The 21,347-nt window shown below is 37.4% G+C and carries 15 protein-coding genes; 5 read left to right on the top strand and 10 right to left on the bottom strand.

Annotated features, from left to right (window positions below):
• Window positions 1-16 precede the first annotated feature (16 nt).
• A complete protein-coding gene (locus KO02_RS06030) occupies window positions 17-964 on the top strand; it encodes a helix-turn-helix domain-containing protein (protein WP_144243265.1) in 948 nt (315 codons plus the stop codon).
• Between the two features lie 141 nt (window positions 965-1,105).
• Here the strand turns inward: KO02_RS06030 and KO02_RS06025 are convergent, their stop codons facing one another.
• From KO02_RS06025 to KO02_RS05990, 8 genes are all read right to left on the bottom strand, one after another.
• On the bottom strand, window positions 1,106-3,367 hold the full coding sequence (locus KO02_RS06025) for a GH92 family glycosyl hydrolase (RefSeq protein ID WP_200878605.1): 2,262 nt from the start codon (window positions 3,365-3,367) through the stop codon (window positions 1,106-1,108).
• Between the two features lie 78 nt (window positions 3,368-3,445).
• On the bottom strand, window positions 3,446-4,147 hold the full coding sequence (locus KO02_RS06020) for a DUF3823 domain-containing protein (protein ID WP_038702209.1): 702 nt from the start codon (window positions 4,145-4,147) through the stop codon (window positions 3,446-3,448).
• Window positions 4,148-4,164: 17 nt separating this feature from the next.
• The gene (locus KO02_RS06015; protein ID WP_038696699.1) at window positions 4,165-6,063 is read right to left on the bottom strand and encodes a RagB/SusD family nutrient uptake outer membrane protein; all 1,899 of its coding nucleotides are present in this window, start codon (window positions 6,061-6,063) and stop codon (window positions 4,165-4,167) included.
• 11 nt (window positions 6,064-6,074) lie between these two features.
• Window positions 6,075-9,242 (bottom strand): SusC/RagA family TonB-linked outer membrane protein, encoded by a 3,168-nt coding sequence (locus KO02_RS06010; RefSeq protein ID WP_200878604.1) that lies wholly within the window; start codon window positions 9,240-9,242, stop codon window positions 6,075-6,077.
• Window positions 9,243-9,554: 312 nt separating this feature from the next.
• On the bottom strand, window positions 9,555-12,074 hold the full coding sequence (locus KO02_RS06005) for a hypothetical protein (RefSeq protein ID WP_144243263.1): 2,520 nt from the start codon (window positions 12,072-12,074) through the stop codon (window positions 9,555-9,557).
• Between the two features lie 288 nt (window positions 12,075-12,362).
• Window positions 12,363-13,187 (bottom strand): DUF5694 domain-containing protein, encoded by an 825-nt coding sequence (locus tag KO02_RS06000; protein WP_200878603.1) that lies wholly within the window; start codon window positions 13,185-13,187, stop codon window positions 12,363-12,365.
• A gap of 285 nt (window positions 13,188-13,472) precedes the next feature.
• A complete protein-coding gene (locus KO02_RS05995; protein ID WP_038696693.1) occupies window positions 13,473-14,120 on the bottom strand; it encodes a flavodoxin family protein in 648 nt (215 codons plus the stop codon).
• Between the two features lie 120 nt (window positions 14,121-14,240).
• Window positions 14,241-15,224 (bottom strand): aldo/keto reductase, encoded by a 984-nt coding sequence (locus tag KO02_RS05990; RefSeq protein ID WP_038696691.1) that lies wholly within the window; start codon window positions 15,222-15,224, stop codon window positions 14,241-14,243.
• A gap of 395 nt (window positions 15,225-15,619) precedes the next feature.
• Between KO02_RS05990 and KO02_RS05985 the strand changes: the two genes are divergently transcribed.
• The 3 genes from KO02_RS05985 to KO02_RS05975 all read left to right on the top strand — a co-directional run bounded on the left by KO02_RS05985 (window position 15,620) and on the right by KO02_RS05975 (window position 18,450).
• Complete coding sequence (locus KO02_RS05985) at window positions 15,620-16,624, top strand: sensor histidine kinase (protein WP_038696689.1); 1,005 nt, start codon at window positions 15,620-15,622, stop codon at window positions 16,622-16,624.
• A 6-nt stretch (window positions 16,625-16,630) separates the two neighbouring features.
• Window positions 16,631-17,383 (top strand): LytR/AlgR family response regulator transcription factor, encoded by a 753-nt coding sequence (locus tag KO02_RS05980; protein ID WP_038696687.1) that lies wholly within the window; start codon window positions 16,631-16,633, stop codon window positions 17,381-17,383.
• Window positions 17,384-17,580: 197 nt separating this feature from the next.
• Entirely contained in the window at window positions 17,581-18,450 is an 870-nt protein-coding gene (locus KO02_RS05975) for a helix-turn-helix domain-containing protein (RefSeq protein WP_038702206.1), read from the top strand.
• Window positions 18,451-18,567: 117 nt separating this feature from the next.
• On the opposite strand, the gene KO02_RS05970 is transcribed toward KO02_RS05975, so the two are convergent.
• A complete protein-coding gene (locus tag KO02_RS05970) occupies window positions 18,568-19,137 on the bottom strand; it encodes a DapH/DapD/GlmU-related protein (RefSeq protein WP_038696685.1) in 570 nt (189 codons plus the stop codon).
• Window positions 19,138-19,373: 236 nt separating this feature from the next.
• The gene (locus KO02_RS05965; RefSeq protein ID WP_038696683.1) at window positions 19,374-20,180 is read right to left on the bottom strand and encodes an alpha/beta hydrolase; all 807 of its coding nucleotides are present in this window, start codon (window positions 20,178-20,180) and stop codon (window positions 19,374-19,376) included.
• A gap of 545 nt (window positions 20,181-20,725) precedes the next feature.
• On the opposite strand from KO02_RS05965, the gene KO02_RS05960 reads away from it, so the two are divergent.
• Window positions 20,726-21,280: a ferritin gene (locus KO02_RS05960; protein ID WP_235212356.1), complete on the top strand. Its 555-nt coding sequence runs from the start codon at window positions 20,726-20,728 to the stop codon at window positions 21,278-21,280.
• Window positions 21,281-21,347 lie beyond the last annotated feature (67 nt).

The following is a 21,347-nucleotide window of genomic DNA, read 5'->3' as shown; positions in this document are numbered from 1 at the left end:
GTAACCAACTGACTCAATGATCATTCTAAACAAAAATAGTAATATACCGAGGAGCCAAAAAGTAAAAATTGGACAATATTTCAACATGATATTGACATTATTTTATGTAATTTTGCAAGGTATGCCCATCAATTTTTTAGGAAATATTAAATTATCAGGCTCCCTTGATATGGGAACGATAGATCACCTGACGGTTTCAGATTTATTTTTTAAATCTGAGCATATCTTAGGTGCTTATGTATTTTCATGTAAGGATTTACAAAGCAGCCAGCCCTTATTTAACGATGGTCTTCCCACCCTAATTTTTATGCCCGAGAAAACCAATGTCGTTCATCTTAAAAAGGCCGATGTAGAAATTAAGTTAAATGCAGCATGGGTCTGTTGTGGTGTTATAGAAAACACCTACTGGCAATTACCTGAAGACTTGCCGTATATAATCGTTCTACGCTTTAAACCTTCATCATTTTATGAAATTTTTAATGTGGAGCCAGCATTCTTTCTTACAAGACCGTACTGTAGTCTAAGTGAAATCATGAGTAATCGTTGGATTCAGATCATCGATCAATTGTATCAAAAGGAAACTATCTCTGACCAGTTCGAACTATTGAAAGAGACCCTTAGCACCTACACTGTAATTGAAAACCGCCCCTATCTATTGCAGGCTGCTTTAGAAAAAATTGATTACAACAAAGGCAATATAACTGTATCAGAATTAATTCATGATCTTGGTGGAAAAGTTAACCGCAAATGGTTGCAAAGAAGTTTTGTGAAATATATCGGTATTTCACCTAAAAAATACATCTCTTTACAACGCTTTATATTTATGTTCGGCCATTGTCAAAACAAGTCCCAAAAGGAAATAATAGACAATACTTTTTTATCAGGATACTACGACTATAATCATTTTTTAAAAGAATTTAAACAATATATTGGCGTCTCTCCAACAAAATACAACTGGGAGTAAGCAAATTAAAGTAACGTTTTCTTCACCAGTTTAATAACTAAGCAAAAATTATAAAAAATTAAGGAGTATAGTGCCAACACAGATAAAGCCCAATGATGTTATTGGGCTTTATCTACTTTGACGCAATCATCAATAGCAACGCTAGTATTTAAAGGAAGGGGGTGCATCTTCCATTTTCGCCCCCCATTCCTTATTGGGGTATTGTCCCATTACAAATTCAATTAAGCCACCGTTTACGATATCATCATGCGCAAACCAAGCCCTATTCCATTCCTTTCCATTGATTTTAGCAGACTGGATATACTTATGTTGTTTCGATAGATTTTCAGCTTTGATCATCAATTTTTTACCTCCTGATAATGTAATCTGCGCCTCCTTAAAGAAAGGAGTTCCGATTACATATATAGGCATACCTGGAGTCACGGGGTAGAACCCCAACATGGTAAACACAACAAATGCCGACATACCACCACCATCTTCATCACCGGGCATACCCATTAGGTCATTTCTAAACCATTGATGTACCAATTGATGAATCCTTTTTTGAGATTTCCAAGGCTGACCCACATAGTTGTACAAATAAGGAACATGTAGACTGGGCTCATTTGCCATCGAAAACTGTCCAACATTACCCGTATGATCGGGAAGTTGACTGTAAAACTCAAACTTACTTTTCCCCAGAGGTTCTCTGAACGTCTGATCCAGATTTTCAATGAATTTATTCCGCCCTCCCATCAGATCGATCAGATCTGCAATATGGTGCGGCACATCCCATCGGTATACCCAGCCATTATTTTCTCCATAATACTCGCGCGCTCCCTGCCCTCCATCATACCGGTAATCAAATGGTTCTATAAATTTTCCATCTTTATCTTTAGGATGAAAAAAGCCCGTTTTGGCATTAAAAACATTTCTATAGTTGAGCGCACGTTTACTATACTTTTCATGATCTTCCTTTTTACCCAATTGCATTGCCAACTGGGCCAAACACCACTCATCGTATGATGTACCCAAGGTCACAGCAATGGGTTGACGTTTTTCAAAATGATGCACTTCAGGTACTGTCTCTACCTCTCCAGGTTTCAATGCAGGGATGTATCCATGAGTTTTATAAAAATCATCCAACCAACCCGCAGGTTGTGCCGACCAAGGTGCTAATGTTTTATCTTCAATTGCTCCTTTAGCACTTTGATATGCTTTCTCCACATCGAATGAACGCAATCCTTTGGAATAGGCATCAGCTATAGTCGCCACACCATGGTTAGAATTCATACGGCGCGAATCGCCGGTAATCTCAGGAAAAGTAGGTAACCAAAACTGGTCCATCTGCTCTGCCATCCTAACAAAGGATTGAATCATATCAGACTCAACATACTGATCGATTAATAACCGTAACGGATGCGTAGCACGATACGTATCCCAAATCCAATCATCGGTATAAAAAGGTCGTTCATCCGCATGCACCTGACCATCAAATGCACTGAAATAACGACTATCTTCAGTTATATTAACCGGTCTTTCATAACAGCGATACGCCGAGCTGTAAAACAAAGCCTCATCATCTGGAGATAATCCTTTCACTTGAATTTTACCCAAAGCATTATTCCATATATCACGCCCCTTATTAGCAAGCACTTCCAAATCATAATCCTTTATTTCACGTCTTAGATTTAACTCCGCCTGCTCCTCGCTGATGAATGATATACCATATCGTATTTTCAACAACTCCAATCCGGGTTCAAAATGAAGAATAGCAGCGACCTGATCACCCGATTTGGAAGTCACTTGATCATCCAACTGCCCTTCGCCATTTAATGTCCCTATTTTAATTGGCTGCTGGTCTACCTCAGCATATAGATAGACAATTGTCTTATTATCCAAGTTCTGAGAAGCTTTAATCTTATTTCCACTCACTGATATTGTTCCAGATTGGGTATTTAGGATTAGTGAAGGTGCATAGCGTTCCCTAAATCTGATTTCATACAATGCCGACTGATGGGATGGTGCATATTTGACATCCATATCCCCGTTCTGCAGATTTGACGTGTATAAATAGGGCTTTATCACCTCATTATCATAGTCTAAGGCATATACATTATTAAATTGTGTTTTCGCAGTTCTATCTAGCGGGCTCAGGTTAAAAGCAGACCGTCCCCGATGACTGGTCACAATCATAGGTAAACCATAGAGTTGATCTGTGGTGAAATCTTGTCTTTCCGGATATACCCGAAGCATACTATTAGGTAGATGTATCGTCGGATATGTGGGCACCAACAGGTGGCTGATATTGCCCATATAAGGATTGACCTGATCTACTGGCGAATCAATTTTTTTATTCGTTGCACAGCCCACGCAAAGCATCGCCAATACATATAAACGTCCTCTTTTTAATATTGCTATCATATACTTTCTCATAAAGAGGTTGCGCAAAGCATACATACTTTGGCAACCTCCATTAAATTAACTTAAAACATTTAGGCACTACAGGACAGTCAATTGAATCGTAGAAGCATAATTATACTTTGCTTCACTCGCATCAATCAGTGCACCAACCCTAAAATAGTACGATTTTCCTTTGACTAGTTTAGTGTTGTTAGCCACTAAGTCTATTTCCAATTGATAAACCTGACTTTCATCCAATTGCCCATTGATATCCTCTTGCTTATTCACAATATTCAAAGGTTCACCAACATTAATCTCTTGATGTGCAAATAGTCCGATACGTTTTACAGCGTTCGCTACTGTTTGCTGCACCTTAAAGGTGGCCACTACCTGATCTCCGACTTGCTTAATTACAGCATCTTTGATACGGATATAAGGTTGCACCTTAAAATCCAGGACTGTATTACCAGCTACCGCAATCTCCTGTTTTTCGATTGGTACAAAATTTCCTCTTACAGGTTGTACCGTATAGCGATTTGCAAACATGATGTTATTACGGTAAGTACCGTCATTTTTTACGACAATGTACTGCGTCTGTGGATTTTTAAATCCGAGTTCAATATATTCGATCTGCGAACCTCTAATGATATCTTGCTGGATAAGCTCACCAGTCTCCACATCATATAGGCCACCTGATATCGTGGCATTTGGTCCTTCATAATTGTCAATATCACTGAGACCGCAACCTGTAAACAACGCAAGCTGCAGCGAGACGAAGGATAGATACAATATTCTTTTCATAGCTTTCATTTTAGGTGTTATTGTTGTGGATTTTGGACTACGCCATTTCCAGCGACATTTGGAATGTGTCTATAATAGTCCTTTTCTGGAAAATTCTGACTATTGGATCCTGCCACATTTTTACGGACATAAATATACTGTGGTTTATTTCCTCTCAAGTCGATTAAAGGAACCAGTGCCTCTTTTATCTTATTTTTAAACGTGGTATGGAATGTTCTCCTGCGTATCAAATCCCAAAAGTTTTTATTCTCAAATGCGAGTTCCACCGTACGTTCTCGAAGCACATTTTCTAAATTAAGTGTTATCGCTACCGTATGTCCAGCTCGAAATCGGATATCATTAATCGCTTTTGTCGCCAAACTAACAGCATTTTCCTGGGTGTATCCGCTTTCCACTACCGCTTCGGCAAAATTGAGCAACACTTCTGCATAGCGCATATCCATGTAGTCCGTAGTGGACTGTAGCCATGTCGTGAACCGCATATTTTCATTCAAGAACTTACGCATCAAGAATCCAGTTCTTGTCATATCCGCAGAGCCATCAAAGCCCGAATACTGATTAGGTTGTTCCTTACCATATGTAAAATAAGTAATGCCTTCATGTTCAAAAGAAGTTCGACTATCGATCAAAGAGCCGTCTGGTTTAACTATTCCACCATTGATCACAATAGTTTGGTTTTTCCAAGTGGCATTCGGATAAATAATCGACGCAAAGAATCGCGCATCCTTATTTTTAAAGATTTCATCTGGTGAATCGAAATGGCGATAAGCAACCCCTTCTTTGTACCCCTCAGCCGATGAAACTTGACCATCAGCTGTCGTCACAACCGGTGAAGCATGACCTGGGTTATCATAACTTTCGTATAAATCGACCATCTCAAGGATTGGATTAGTACGTCCACGATGTGGAAAACCCTCCCCAGTCTGATTCGGCCCATTCCAACCATCAAGATCGTGCGAAAGATCATTACCGACCTGTGCATAGCCTTTAATTAATATCGCTTCTGATGAGGCAATACTGGGGTCGACAAACATCTCCTGATAGTTTTTGATGGCTTCAGCTGGGTTAGCAGGACTTGCTTTATACAAACTGAACCTACCTGAACTAATCAACGCCATTGATGCGTCTATACAGGCCTTATAATAAGCTGCTGCTTGCGAAGCCTCCATGCCTACAAATTTCAATGAGACCGCTTCTCCAGACAAAGGAGCATTATTCCAATACTTAGCTACCGATGCTGCATGTAATGCTGCTCGCGATTTAAGGGCATAAGCAGCCCATTTGGTTGCTCGACGCTTACTTTCATCGCCATTAGCATGCTCCTCAGGAAGCAACTCTATCGCGCGATCACATTCACTTAAAACCAGATCCCATGTTTCCTTTTCAGTACTTCGAGGTACTTTCAACATTTCAAAATCATTGGTAAAATCCTGGTTATCCAAAATTAGAGGTACTCCGCCATAACGTTTAGCAAGTGCAAAATAGGTATACGCTCTTAAAAATGCGGCTTCACCTGCCAGTACCTGCTTTTCTTTATCCGCCATATTCAACGTCGGTATAGATTGGATAAGAATATTGATACTTCTATTCAGCTTATAGCCCTTCTCCCACCAGTCATTTTTATATTCATTCCAATTTGGCCACTCCGAGTGGATCGCTTCCATACCATACTGTGCAAGAGAAAGAAAACCCGTATTACCTCTGGCATTGAATCCTTCTCTAGGGAAATAAACATGATCCTCGATTGGTGCTTGATAATATAAATTGGCTAAGAAAGCTTTCACACCGTTGGGATCCGATAAGACCGCATCTCCAGGTATCTTATTACGCGGCGTAACATCTAAAAAATCGGAACATGAAGTCGAAAAAGCCAATAATGCTCCACAAAATATGCTGGATATATGATGATATTTCATAATTCTAAATATTAAAATGTAAGATTAACCCCTAAGTTGTAACTCTTGATCAGCGGATAGTTATAGCCTGCATTGTAATCCCCCTCAAAACGCTCTGGATCAAACTGCTTGATAAATGAATCTGCAAAAGTGAATAGGTTATGAGCATTTCCATAAACCCTTATCTTTTTGATAAATCGTTTATTCGCTTCGCTTAAAGGAACGGTATAACCGAGCTCTATACTTTTCATACGGAGATAATTGGCCTTCATACGCCAAGCATCACTCTCTCTATAAGATGAACCCATATATTCAGAGAATCGGTTAGCTGGCCACTTCCCTGCTATCCACTCACTATTTGCATCATAGGGATCTGCCAGATGCCATCTGTCATAGAAATACTCAGGAAGATTACCGTTATTGAAAAACATCTGTGAAAACACTTCGTTATAGCGCATGGTATATAATGATGCTCCTTGCATCACCATATTCAAATCTATATTCTTCCATTCCGCATTCAAGGTAAATCCATAGAACATCTTCGGATCACGATTCCTGAAAATAGGCATTAAGTCTTTATCATCGATAACGCCGTCTCCATTAACATCCTCATACGTGAAATCACCGGGCAGGATTTGTGTATTGCCACGATCACCACCATAGACAATAGACTGATAAATTTGTTCCATATTTTGAAATTGACCCGTGTTATTAAATCCCCACTCCAAATCATTCCAACGGTCAGTATATCCATTTCGCCAACGCTCATAACTGCTATTCGCTTCAGGTTTATCTACAATCAAGTGTTTAGTACGTGCTAGATTCATATTAATACTAATACCATACTTAAAATCATTGACCTGATTTTGATGTGAGATGACGAAATCAAATCCGCGAGTCAGCTCACTTTCAAAATTTTCGATAGGCATATCACCCCCAAATGTATTTGGTAGTCCTCCGCTTCTCTGAATTAATTTCCCAGTTTTTTCACGTTGATAGTAATCGGCCTCAAAAGCTATTTTCCCACCAAACAATGCTCCTTCTATACCAACATCGGTAATCTTGGATTTGATCCAGGTAAAATTCGGATTGATTACTCCTGGAGCTCCCAGACCACCTACATAGGAACCATTCACAAATTCAGCCCCCTCCTTTGGTCGTGGAGAAAAACCTAAAATATGTTGAAATGCATTTCCTTGGTTCTCACCAATCATCCCATGTGAAGCTCTAATCTTTAGATTATTTACAAAAGGGAGATTATCTTTCATAAATGCTTCTTCAGACAATCGCCATCCGGCCGAAATATTGGGAAAGAAACCCCATCTTTCTCCTGGGGCATAACGATAAGAACCATCGTATCGAAAAGAAGCGCCCAATAAGTACTTCCCTTTGAAATCATAATTAACACGACCGATGTATGACATGTTCCGTTCCTCAATTTCATCACCATTATTGGTCTGCCTTCCCGAAGCATAATCCATGACATCAGTGGTATAAAAATCATACTCACGCCACAGGTAACTATGTTTTTTGGTATACTGCTTCATTTCAAATACACCAGTTGCGCTTAGGTTATGGTGCTCTGCAAAAGTACGGTCATAATTAAGTTGCCCCTGAAACACAAGACGTTCGGCATCATCAATATTATTAGCAATCCTTGGATTATTAAAGACCATGGAAGTGAGGTCCTCATTATAGATTCTATAGTTCTTCCATACGTTCTTATTGTAAACATTATAACTATCGTAAGAAACAGTACCAATAGCCTTTAAACCGTCAATTCCAGGCACATCATAAGTAAGTGCGATGGACGATTGGAAACTTTTATTCCGATCTTCCGTGTAGCCAGCATAGTCCTTCTGAGACATGATGACGGCATTTTGTTGATTATAGATATTTGCCGGATAATTTGTATCTCCATTGATAAAAGGACTTTCAGTTGGATGACTGATGATGGCTCCCTTATACATCCAGATAAAACCATCTCCTCCAGGAAATTCACGTTTAGATCGACGACCAGATACCATGACATCCGCCTTAAGTCTGTCACTGAGTTTAGCTGAAAGATTGCTTCTAAATGTATAACGATCATAGCCCATATCACCACTTTTGAAGAGTCCACCTTCGTTAAAATAGCCAACACTTGTAAAATAATTAATAGCGTCGGTACCACCCCTTACCGAAAAATCATGTTGATGCTGCGGTGCTGTATTCTTAAAAGTCTCCTTATACCAATTGGTACTCTCATAACCTGGTCCACCTTCACGCCATTTATTCAATTCTTCCTCAGTTATATTATGAACACCATCCCTAAAGGATATCGCATTATCGTACATTTCCAAATATTGGGCAGCATTCGCCATCTTAGGCACATTGGTCGGTTGCTGCAGTCCTACTGTTCCAATATAATTAAAAGCAGGTTTTCCATTAACACCTTTTTTTGTCGTCACCAGGATTACGCCATTAGCAGCATTCAATCCGTAAATAGCTGCTGAAGCATCCTTTAGGATCGATATACTTTCGATATCATTTGGATTTAACTGTTGAAATTCAACTCCCCCATCACGCACGATACCATCAATGACATAAAGAGGTTCACCAAAACCTCTAATATTGATACTGGACCTAAATGCTCCTGGTTCTGAACTCTGCTGCCTAATTTGCAACCCTGGTATTTTTCCTTGTAGACTTTGGGTTAAACTTGAACTGGTCGTGGTATTGATATCTTTAGCCTGTATGGTGGAGATCGCAGCTGTTACATTCCCTTTCTTTTGAGTTCCAAAACCGACTACTACAACTTCCTCCAATCCGGTTTGATTCACTTCCAATTGGATATTGATATTTTCGCCATTGATGACTGCACTTTTTGTCGCATAACCGACATAGGTCACCTGCAATATATCCCCATTGTTTGCTTGGATACTAAATACTCCTTTCGCATCAGCAGCCACTTGTCGATTTGTTCCAACAACTTTGATGCTAGCACCGCCAATCGGTATACCACTGACATCAGTTACCTTACCACGCACTTGCTGTTGCATAACAACAAATCTGTTGTTTTTATTTAATGGTATGGAAGATCCTTCAAACGGCATAATAACCGTTCCGATGAGCAAAGCACATCCCGACATCTGCTTCGTCCACCTGAATAATACACTCCCCGTAGTCCATAATTTTCGATTACTTTCCAAATTATTCATATGATTTATAGGTTTTACTTTGGTTATAGATAAGTGCCCCATCTGATTAGATTCGTTAAACGACCAAATCAAGGGCTATTAATCCTGCATATTTCACTATTAATACGTGATCATCAAGACGCAATAAAATAGGTCATCATATCATAAAGTCCTCCTGTTTTTAATTGGTTATACAAATGAAACTGGAAGAGCTTAATTTTGACTTAATTTTATATTAATTTGAAACACCCGCACAAATTAATAATACAACAAGCTGATTGTCAGATTAATATTTTAATAAAATAGACCACACTAGTGGCCTTGATAAACGTTTTAGGAACGTTTTAAAATTTCTTTAAGGGATATAGGATAGACTTCTCCATAAAGCTTAAGGTATTCTTGTGCAAAGCTTTCATAAGTTATTCGAGCTTCCTGATGCATACCTGATTTAGACATCAACAGACAACCTACAGACATCGCTTCTTCATTCATCGGATTAAATTGCATAATCTTATTAGCAATCATGAGCTGCACATCTTCTTTTTCGTTTCCTGCATCCATCACTTCCTGATAGCCGGTGTAGACCTCCGTCACAATTGTCGATACCTCGCTTTTATATTCATCCATCCATTCGTAATTCATATCCTCTAAAAAGCTTCCTTTTTGAACGATATCTGCGATGACCATCATTTTTTCACGAAAGTCTAATCTTGTATTTTTCGACACTGCTTTAAAATAGGCATAATCGATATAAGCGTTATCCTCACCCAGTTTTATCACCCAATAACCCGTTTCTTTAGAGATCTCGAGTCCAACAACATCCGAAAGAAGCGTTTTTAACTTACCCATATTGACCAATAGATTATTTCGCGCACTTTTAGTAGATTTATCCGACCACAACAATTCATATAAACGCTCGGAGCTAATACCCTTTTTAGATGAAAAAGTATATAAGCAAATACTGAGAAATAATTGTCTAAGAACAGGAGTGAATTGACGAGTCACCTCCAATCCCATGTGATCAAACACGCGAAACGGGCCAAAAAAATAGATGTGATTGACTACTTGTGGCTCAACATGTAATTCTGGTTCTATTTTTAGGGGTGAAATCATTTCTTTCTTAACAGGAGTATCCAATCTACTTGGTATCTTTTTTCTAATTCTCCACAAGAATGCCATTGAAATTATTACTCCACTCAAAAGCAATAGGAGAAATATCACACCTTTACTCATGAATGAACTACCACTGATAGAAACACGATCTAAAAACTGGGGAGGAAAATTAAGACTATATATTTTCACCTCCGTTTGTTCACCATTATCAAACAAAGTAACCGCCAAGAGTTTTTGAGAACGAGAGGCAAAAAAGAGATCCGAATAAGACTTAATATCACTAAATTTATACGGTATACTATCCTCAAGCACTTTAATATCTGTACCATCTAATCCACCACCTAAAAGTCGGATACTGGTGTCGAATACATTTTTCGTATGCATCAGGCTATAGAATTGCTGACCAACGATGACCATAGAATTACCAAAAATATATTCTTCGTCAGTCATAGGAAGGTTTGCAACTTTACGGATTGTGGCTTTTACAGGATCAAAATAGAGCAAATCATAATAATAATGTGGATTCAACTCCTGCTTACCTGACTTATTACCATATCCACCCAAAATATAAGCACCTTTATCAGTTACACCTAGGCTAGACAAATATCGAGGTGTATAAGCAGACTCCTTCAATATTACTTCCTGCCATTGACCATCTTTCATTGAAATCTTGGAAAGCTGATTCTTATAGGTAAAATATCCATAACCACCTAAGACATAAATTGCGGAATCAGACTTACTAAAAAATTTATTGGAATGCCAATAAGCAGTCGTTTGTCCAGTTGTATATCTTTTGCTCCAGGTTCGAGTTTTCTCATCAAAGGAAGTCAGTAACTGTTGGTCTGGGAAATAATTAAAGACCTGGTTCCCCTTACCAACATAAAGAGATTGATTGCCTGGCAAGAGACCCAATGGTCCATCAGCATATATTATACGTTCCTGTTTACCTGTTGCTATAGCATATTTAGTGATGTATTCATTGCCCACAATATAAAGGATTTCCCTTTCCTGATCAAAACATACACTTGCAGCTGGGCTCGCATAAAGTGTATTCGAAGCTAACCATTTACGATGTAAAGACTGTACCCATACTGGGTTTATAGCAATCGCCTTTTCATTTCGCAGTGTATCTAAAAGATTTCCTTCTTCTAGGAGTGTCCATTTATAGCGCTCTTTTCCCCCTTGATACAATTGAATATCTTTTACATAGATTGGTGGTACATCAGTAGTAGAGTACCTTGTCATATTGTTCGCACCAAAGGAAATCCGAGCTGCAACCTGTTTAGGAAACGACAGAGGAATATCAACTTGTTGTTCACCAATGCTAAAGTGCAAATTTCCTGATTTCAAATCCAACATAATATGCACATTGAGCCATTGATAGGGATCAAGTGTATTATTTTTCAATGCAATCGTATACTCTTGATCACCAACCACTAGACTTAACTTTCTATTTTGCGTACTATAGTCACGGCTGATTAAGTCTATATTATATTGATCGTTAAGGATAATCCGAAATACGTAACCAAAATAAGTCTCCTGACCTGGACGGTACTTCAATGCAAACTTCATATCAAATTGATCCTGTATGGAAAGCACATTTTCGCCAAATAATTCAAGTCCAGTTCGTTTATTCTGTACCTCTTCATGACTTACAAAATACAAACCCTGAGCATAACTAGATATTGTACCGATACCCAGCATCCAAATACATAACAACGATATTACTATACTCTTCATATTTTTATAGACTCCCTCTCCAACTTCGTTCAGCTTCCCTTCAAATCATTCCGACTTATATACCCACACAATATAACTTTTAAGCGAAAAATAGCTATCCTATCCTAGACAACTCGAATATCAAATTAAAAGCTATAAATAAAATGAATTTGATGACAATTGGTTCAATTACAGAGCTCCCTTCTTATCTGGATACTGTATTTTATATTCCATTTTAATAGTCTTTAAACTTAGATAATTTTGCTTAGATACACAATATAATTGTATTGATATTAGCATCAGATATGTCTAATCCTTTAAATAATCAAAAACATCATACAAAATATATTTAGGGCTTCTTTTCATCAATTCTTTTAGAAATGCCGTGTGCGTAGCTCCCATTAAAATGAATATTCGATCGTTTTCAGTTACTTCAATTTGATTCAGATTGGAAAAAATAACTAAATTTCGATGGTAAAACTTGGCGGCCTCATCCGCCCCCTCAGCCTTACCTTTGGTCGAGACATAGGTAAGCAGATCTGCATTGGCATTGATTAGGAAATCCAAATATTCAGGCTGGTTAGTTCCTATCAACATATCCTGAATAGTCGGTTTTCTACCTAGTTTTTCAATATACTCTGTCTCATGATTTTGCATCATTTTATAATAAGCTGGGAAAGTTGTTGCGTCCACCTTATTTTTTAAAGAATTAAACAGATCGTAATTGTATTCTTCTTTATAATCTATGCCATAGATGCGTTGCGTTCCTGCCAATCGACCTATTTCAAATGCTAACAATTCAATTTCGTCAGGTCTCTCAAATTTCATATCAGGTTGATGAAGATACTTCTGGTACGATTGCTCCAAATTATCCTGATTTTTCAAAAGTGATTCGACAATAAGAATTGTAGGTTTAAAAGCAGCCAATTTCTTTGCTATCTCATGGATTTCTTTAACATTATCCTCGTTATGCTCATCAAATTCAACTTTGCTTGCATCCGTAGTTTCCCCCATATGGAAAGTCCCCAAATTAAGAACAGGTATAGCATCTTTAAATTTTACATTCAATTTTTCCTGTGCTAAAATCATTGTTGACAATAGCACAAAGTTGATTATTAGCGTTAGCTTGGTCATAATTTAGGATTAAAGATGGCACCAGTTTTTGTATAGGCTCAAGTTAAAGAAATAATGTGAATCGCTAAAGCGTGTCAATAAAATTAATGACTATTTTTTATAAAAATCAAATCGTAGTCTAGATGTAGATATTACAACAGCATAGAATGAAATTTTCAAAAATTTCAATGATTAAAAAAGCAGGAAATATTTCCTGCTTATTCAAAATAGAGCTTGAATATGATATCGAGCGCATCATATCCTCTTAATACTTTTTCTATATGATATAACTATACGTTGTGTCCTCTAATTTATGCCTATTTTCATTAACCATTTTTTAATATTAGCCTGAACCTCCAATTCTTTATCCCCCTTCATCACCATAAATAACCCTTCTTTTTCTTTGCCCCCTTTTGTAGAAAATCCTTCCAAAATGGTGCTATTAGGGCATAATTTCTTTACCATTTCAAAACTATTCCCAATACCATAACCAGCATTGGTATTAAATGTGACGACAGTTTTTCCGCTTAAATCATATTGGTTCAAAAAACTTTTTATAGGTGGAGGCAACTGCATTCCCCAGGTCGGAAATCCAATAAAGACAATATCATATTGTGTTATATCGGAAATTATAGTTTTCAAAGGAGGCAAATAACCACTTTCGTTTTCTCGGGCAACCTGATCTACCGTAGTTTGATAGTCCAGGGGGTAATCTTTTATCAATTCGACAGCCACAAGATCACCTTCAACTTCTTGATGAATCATCTTTGCAACGGCCTTAGTGTTATTAGTACGAGATAAATAAACAATCAATATCTTCTTACTTTGCTTCCATTTATCCTTTTTGGCATGCGGTTTAGATCGATCGTTTACGGTATCATTTGCATGAGTACAAGCCATCATCAGGAATAAACTTATACATATTAGTAGACCATACTGTGTTATTGCTTTCATCTTTAACTTATTTTAATAAACAAATATCCCTACAATCAACCTAAAGGTTAGTATACCCTTTACTGAAGTTACTACCATTATTCCTTATCTAAACCCCTAATCCGTCGCCAATCTTCCTTCCTATTTCCCTACCCTATTTTGCAGAGCCTCAGGATACCTTGCTCCCTGAATAGAAATTTTTGATGCTGCCAATTTAATCTGCTCAAGATCTGCTGTTGACAGTCTGATGAAAGCAGAACCGATATTTTCCTGCAAACGGTGTATTTTTGTCGTTCCAGGGATAGGTACGATCCATGGTTTTTGTGCCAATAACCAAGCTAATGCAATCTGTGCAGGTGTTGCTTCCTTATCGATAGCAATTGCTTTCAATAAGTCGACCAAGGCCTGATTCGCTTTTCTATTCTCTGGCGAAAAGCGAGGTACTATATTCCTGAAATCAGTAGGATCAAATTGTGTGGTTTCATTAATCGCTCCTGTCAGAAAACCTTTACCTAAGGGACTGAACGGAACAAAACCAATCCCAAGCTCTTCCAGCGTCGGAATAATTTCTCTTTCCGCTTCGCGAAAGAATAACGAATATTCACTCTGTAAGGCAGCTAAAGGTTGCACTGCATGGGCAATACGGATCGTCTCTGCTCCTGCTTCCGACAATCCCCAATGTCTTATTTTCCCTTCATCTATAAGATCTCGAATCGTTCCTGCAACAACTTCAATGGGTACTTTAGGGTCCACACGATGTTGATAAAACAAATCAATATAATCTGTTTTGAGCCTCTTCATGGACGCTTCTACCACGGCTCTTATCCGTGCAGGACTACTATCCAATTCTTTTTTAGAGTCGCCATCCTGAAACCCAAATTTGGTCGCAATCACTACCTTATCCCGAAAAGGAATTAAAGCCTCTCCTAGCAATTCTTCATTCGTAAAAGGACCGTAACACTCGGCTGTGTCGAAAAAAGTGACCCCTTCATCATACGCTTTCTGAATCAAATGAATAGCTTGCTGCTTATCCGTAGCAGGTCCATAGCCGAAGCTCAACCCCATACATCCCAGTCCCAAAGCCGAAACTTCAAGTCCGCTAAGTCCTAATTGTCTTTTTTCCATGTTTCTATTTTTTTATACATGAAAGATTCATTTTCTTTCACTACATTTTTATAATTACCTGTTATCTATCACTTGAATAGATTTTATGATACAAAGTTCGAATATGCTTTTCACTACTCCTGTATACAGATTACGGTTTCCCTTACCATTATTACTGACTACAAGCCACTTAATATTATACTTACATCATTATGCATTTTTTTGTTTCAGAAAAAAATGCATGGACCAAGCTAATAACCACACCACTATTGATTAGGGTACACGGTATACTTCGATTAGATTTCGCTTTCATACTATATTTTTCGCTTTAGTTCGATCGAGTATTCCTTTTAGAAAAAGAAGATCGTACCTTTATCTTAGGTACTATTTTATTGTTGTACAAAATCGAATAAACATTGTTAACAAAATACAACTCATGGCAATTACTGCTAATAAGTGTCGCTGCTGCTATATTTGTTATATATCCAGATATCACCTGGTTGCCCTTTGAATTAAAAAATCTTGACGAATCAAGAAAAATGGCTCATATCATTTTTTTTCTGTTTCGTTATGCATTCTTTGTGTCATTGATTTTTTTACTGATCAAAACCAATTTAGCAAATCTTAAAACCTCCTCTTTCAAAAAAAGATTTGGATATAGCCTCTTGATTGCTGCTATTGCGTACGTTGTTTATGGAGGTATTTCAGTGTTACTCTTTACCAAGGTGAGGCATTTCGGAAGTCTTGTCCTTTTCCAATTCTTTGTTGTTTCCATATTAAGTTCATTGATGGGACATATTATACAACTGTATATCGAAAGGAGGAAAAAAGAACAGCAGATTGAAGAACTTACAGTCAAAAATCTGGAAAGCCGCTATGACGCACTTACCAATCAGATCAACCCCCATTTCTTTTTCAATTCGCTCAATGGTTTAACCTCTTTGATACGAAAAAAGAATGATGAAGTCACATTGACCTATGTCAACAAGTTATCCGATGTATTCCGATACATCCTACAGAGTGATAAAAAAGGGCTTGTTACCTTAAGGGAAGAACTAGCATTTGTAGATGCCTTCAAGTATATGATGGAAGTCCGTTTTGCCAATAAGCTGGCATACCATATCCATATTGACCAAAACGTATTGGATTACACACTCCCGGTCCTCTCCATCCTTCCCCTGCTGGATAATATTGTTGTTCACAACACAATAGACAGCGACCATAAAATGGTTATTGACATCTACTTGAACGAGAATAATGAATTGGTTATCTCCAATCCGATTTATCCTAAATTAACAATAGCCAATACCAATGGTACAGGACTCAAAAATCTAGAGAACCGATTTTTATTATTGTTAGAAAAGTCAATCCGGGTAGAAGATGATGGAAAGACATTCACCGTTTATTTACCCTTAAAGTAATTATTTATGCAGGTATTGATTGTAGAAGATGAAACTGCAGCTTACGAAAGCTTAGTTGAAATATTAAAAGAAATCGACCCTTCGATACAAGTTTTAGGAAATACAGAGAGTGTAAGCCAAACCATCAATTGGTTAAATACACATCCAGCACCCGATCTCATTTTAATGGACATCCACCTATCCGACGGATCTGCATTTTTGATATTTGATCATATCCAAGTCGAAGTACCCATCATATTTACAACAGCTTATGATGAATATGCCATCGATGCATTTAAAGTCAGCAGCATCGACTACTTACTCAAGCCCATAAAATCAAGTGATCTCGAGCGAGCGCTTCTCAAATTTAAACGGTTTTCCCAAAATGATCTGGTTTCTTATATCACAAAGATCACACAATTGGCTCCTTCTTCGCAGTACAAAGACAAACTCCTTATTTCCGTCCAGGACAAGCTACTTCCTATTAATTTACAAACTGTTGCTTTTTTTTATACGACGGATAAGAACACCAGCATTTATATAAAAGATGGCAACAATTATCGCTATTCGAGAACACTCGATTATATCTATACGACTTTAAATCCGACAAAATTTTACCGTGCCAATAAACAATTTATTATTGCCAGAAGTTCAGTTCAGAGCATCACGATCTGGTTTGATAATCGTCTCCTTATCACACTTGACATAGATACTCCCGAACGTATTTATATCAGTAAAAACAAAGCATCGGATTTCAAAGAGTGGATAGTTAGTGGATAAAATCGTTTTCAGTAACCAATTTTTCGTTTTCCTCCCCTTCCATATATTGACCTAAACTAATTTCCTGATGTTTGTTGATATCTATCGGGATAGCTTATTATAGGTCTTGTCAACTTCCACACTAGGATCGAATAGCTATGGAGATTAGATATCAATCTCAAATGGCAAAAATTAATCAAATAGTAAATGTCAGTAACATGAAAACACTCACTCATCTAAACACCGTTTCTGCATTCAATACTTTCAATCAATTTGAAACTCGTCATCCACTCGTCAATATCGTAGACTGGTCTAAGGCGATAGTACGTCGTGACAGTACTGTGCATTTAAATCTATATTGTATCGCACTATCTGTTCTTGACAATCATGAAGGGCAATTAGCGTTTATTGCTCCTGGACAAGTTATCGGAATAGAGCATAATACTGCTGAAATTAAAGGTAAAGGACATGCACTTGTATTCCACCACGACTTAATAAAAGAAACGTCTCTTGCAGAAAAACTGAGCGTTTACTACTTTTTCCATAAAGACTGTCATCAGATCATACAATTATCAGAATGGGAAACAAAAACTGTTGCCGACTGCTTTTCTAAAATCGAATATGAATTGAGTCAATCAATAGATAAGCACAGTAAAAAATTACTGACTTCGAATATTGAACTGTTCCTAAATTACTGTGAACGTTTTTACGATCGTCAATTCATTACGCAAGAAAGTCTGAATCAAGGTATGGTGAAAAATTTCAATGATTTGCTTAACCAATATTTCTCATCTGAAGATCTCATCGAAGTCGGAATACCTTCCGTTGCCTATTTTGCCGAAAAACTGAATATATCAGCGAATTATTTTGGAGATCGGATAAAAAAAGAAGCGGGAAAATGTGCCCAGGAATATATCCAAAAAAAAATCGTAGCTGAAGCAATAAATAAGATACATGACCGAAGTAAAACGATCAATGAGATTGCTTACGAATTAGGCTTCAAATACCCACAACATTTTTCGCGATTTTTTAAAAAAAATGTTGGAATCAGTCCAAATGAATTTAGAACTGCAGGGTCGGATTACTAAATCATAAAACTTGTACGTTCATCTGCAAATAAGAAAAATGAACGTACTATTTATCCGCAAGTAAAACAGCCAGCATTCATCAGCTTGAGAAAGTCTTCCTGCATAAGGATAAGGCAATCATTCGGTAATCTTTTTTATAAATTTAGCAGGTATACCACCGACTACCACATTATCTGGTACATCCTTTGAAACAACTGCCCCCGCAGCAACCACCGAATTTTCCCCAACTGTTACTCCAGGCAATATTGTAGCCCCCGCCCCTATCCAGGCTTTACGCTTGATGAGGATAGGTTTTGTAACTAAAGCGCTTCTGTCAGCTGGATTTAAAGGGTGGTTTTCTGTAATGAGATTTACTTTAGGACCAATTAATGCTCCGTCCTCAATCGTTATACCCCCCATATCTAAGAAGGAACAGGCATGGTTAATAAAAACATGTTCCCCAATCGAGATAAATCGTCCAAAATTAGTATAAAATGGAGGAAATATAATGGTGCTATCGGCTACTTTTGTCCCGATTATTTCACTCAAGCAATTGCGTAATTCATTGGTATCTGCTGAACTATTAAGTTTTTGAGATAACCTGATTGTGTTATCAACAACCGCATAGATTTTATAGTAATCAGGATCACTTAGGCTTACTTGTTCCCCAGCTTTAAGTCTGTCAAGAATGTCTCTTTTGGATGTCATGCTTATGTTTAATTTATAGATATAATAAAGTTAACAATTAAACGGCATATGGACAGTAAAACACAACAAAGCAGTATTAGAAACCGTATATTTCTGAATTCGATATTAAAAAAACAAAGTTTACCAACTGATATCGGGTTCAACGCAACATCAATCTGATATAAACATCGTTTGATTTATTACAAGAAGATTCCGAAGAATTTTGATTTCAGCAACGCAGCTCTTTCTACAGCTAGTTATTTTGATTGCTTTTCAATCCAATTAAGCATTAACAGACAGCCAGGCGCATAAACGCCTCCATGATCAAAACCTTGCAATTGATACAATTGTATATTAGGGTGTTTTAAATTTTCTAATACAGCAGCCAGATGGGCATTCTCTTCATATCTCGCAGGCAATTCCAACTTTGGATCTCCAGTAATCAATAGAATCGGTGGTGCATCTTTCCTAGCAAAGGTCAATGGGGCATACTGATCGATAATTGGAATTTCCATCGATTGTCCTCGTTCTTTCTTAATGGTATAATGCGTATTGGTTTGCCCACTGACCGGAGCCAGTCCCTTAATGCGATTAGCATCTATATTATACTGTTTAAGGTATGCTTTATCCAAACCAACCATCAATGCCAAATACCCACCAGCAGAATGACCTGAAACATAGATTTTTGAAGGGTCACCCCCATGAGATGCAATATGATTAAAAGCCCAAGCAACAGCTGCCGCAGCATCGTCAATATAAGCCGGCCCCTGTACTTTCGGACTTAGTCTATAATTAACAGCGATAACCGCTACTCCTTTTTCTTTAAGCTCCAATGGAATGAATTTCTCCCCTCCTTCTAGTCCTCCACCATGAAACCACACAATGGTAGCAAAATTGGGTTTATCCTGCGGAAGATAAAGATCGAGTTTACATCGCTCTTTTTTATACGCATCATTTTCATTTTTTTCTCGGTAGGATATATCCTTTATCAAGGTATACTCCTGCGCTGAAGCAGAAAATTGTGCGAAGATTAAAAAGAGAATTACAATAGTCTTATGTAGCATTTGGTTTTAATTTAGTAAGGTTATATGCTAAGATACCAAAAAAATAAAAACAGATCAGTAAATTTTCATAGAGACTATTATTTCAGTATTTCTAACGTTAGCGGAAAAAATGTTTTTATATCAGCACATTAAGACTCCTAAAGTAAGAATATGTTCCCTGTTCTTCAGATTAATATTCCGCAGATATTTACGCTAAAAAGCAAAGGAGATAAACAAATCGATAGATAATTAAAACCAATCGAATGTGAACTATCAAAACAATCTGATGGAAAAATTTTAAAATAAAGTAAAGCTTCTATAAAGCAGTCTGAAGGGATAAAAAATGCTGTTAAAAGTTGCTCAAAATTGTAGACAAAAGAACACGAATCATATTTATTGATTTTATTAAACAATGGGAATCAATAATTGCTAAAAACATTTATACTATCCAATTGTTACTTGATAAAGAGCCTGAATTTCTAACTTTCATGCTTTATTGAGGTTATATTTCTTTAACATTTCACCTGGATTTACACGGTAAATTTGAGGTACTAAATCTTACAATAATGGCAATTAAAACAGATCGATTATCAAAAACACTTTGTAAAGCTTTAAATGAACAAATCACACTGGAAGCCTATTCAGCACAAGTATATTTAATGTTAGCCTGTTGGGCTGACGACAACATGCTTGACGGCGTCAAATCCTTTATGATGAAACACTCTCAGGAAGAGCGCGTACACATGGCGAAAATCATCGAGTATGTACAAGAAAGGGGAAGCTCGGTGAAGATTGATGCAATCAAAAAACCAGAACCAGAGCCTAAAAACACCTTGGAATGCTTTGAAATGGTTTTGCAACAAGAGATTGAGAATACCGAATCGATTTACAAAATCGTAAATATGAGTATGAAGGAGGGTGATTGGGCAACTTGGAACTTCCTACAATGGCTAGTCAATGAGCAACGTGAAGAAGAAAAATTAGCATTGGAATTATTGGATAAAGCAAAACTTGCCGGAGGCAAAGACATGACAGACAATGCACGCTTTGAGTTGAACAAACTAATTGGCAATACCGGACAAGAATTTCCTGTAGCCGATCATATCAATCCACTCGCATAGCGATACAAAACACAATAAAGGTAGCTTGAAAAGTAGACCGAACAAATAGCTTTTTTTGATCCATCTA

This window comes from Sphingobacterium sp. ML3W (genome assembly GCF_000747525.1).
Lineage (GTDB): Bacteria > Bacteroidota > Bacteroidia > Sphingobacteriales > Sphingobacteriaceae > Sphingobacterium.
Note: the sequence above shows the minus strand (reverse complement) of the source record. Positions and strands in the feature narration are given on the sequence as shown.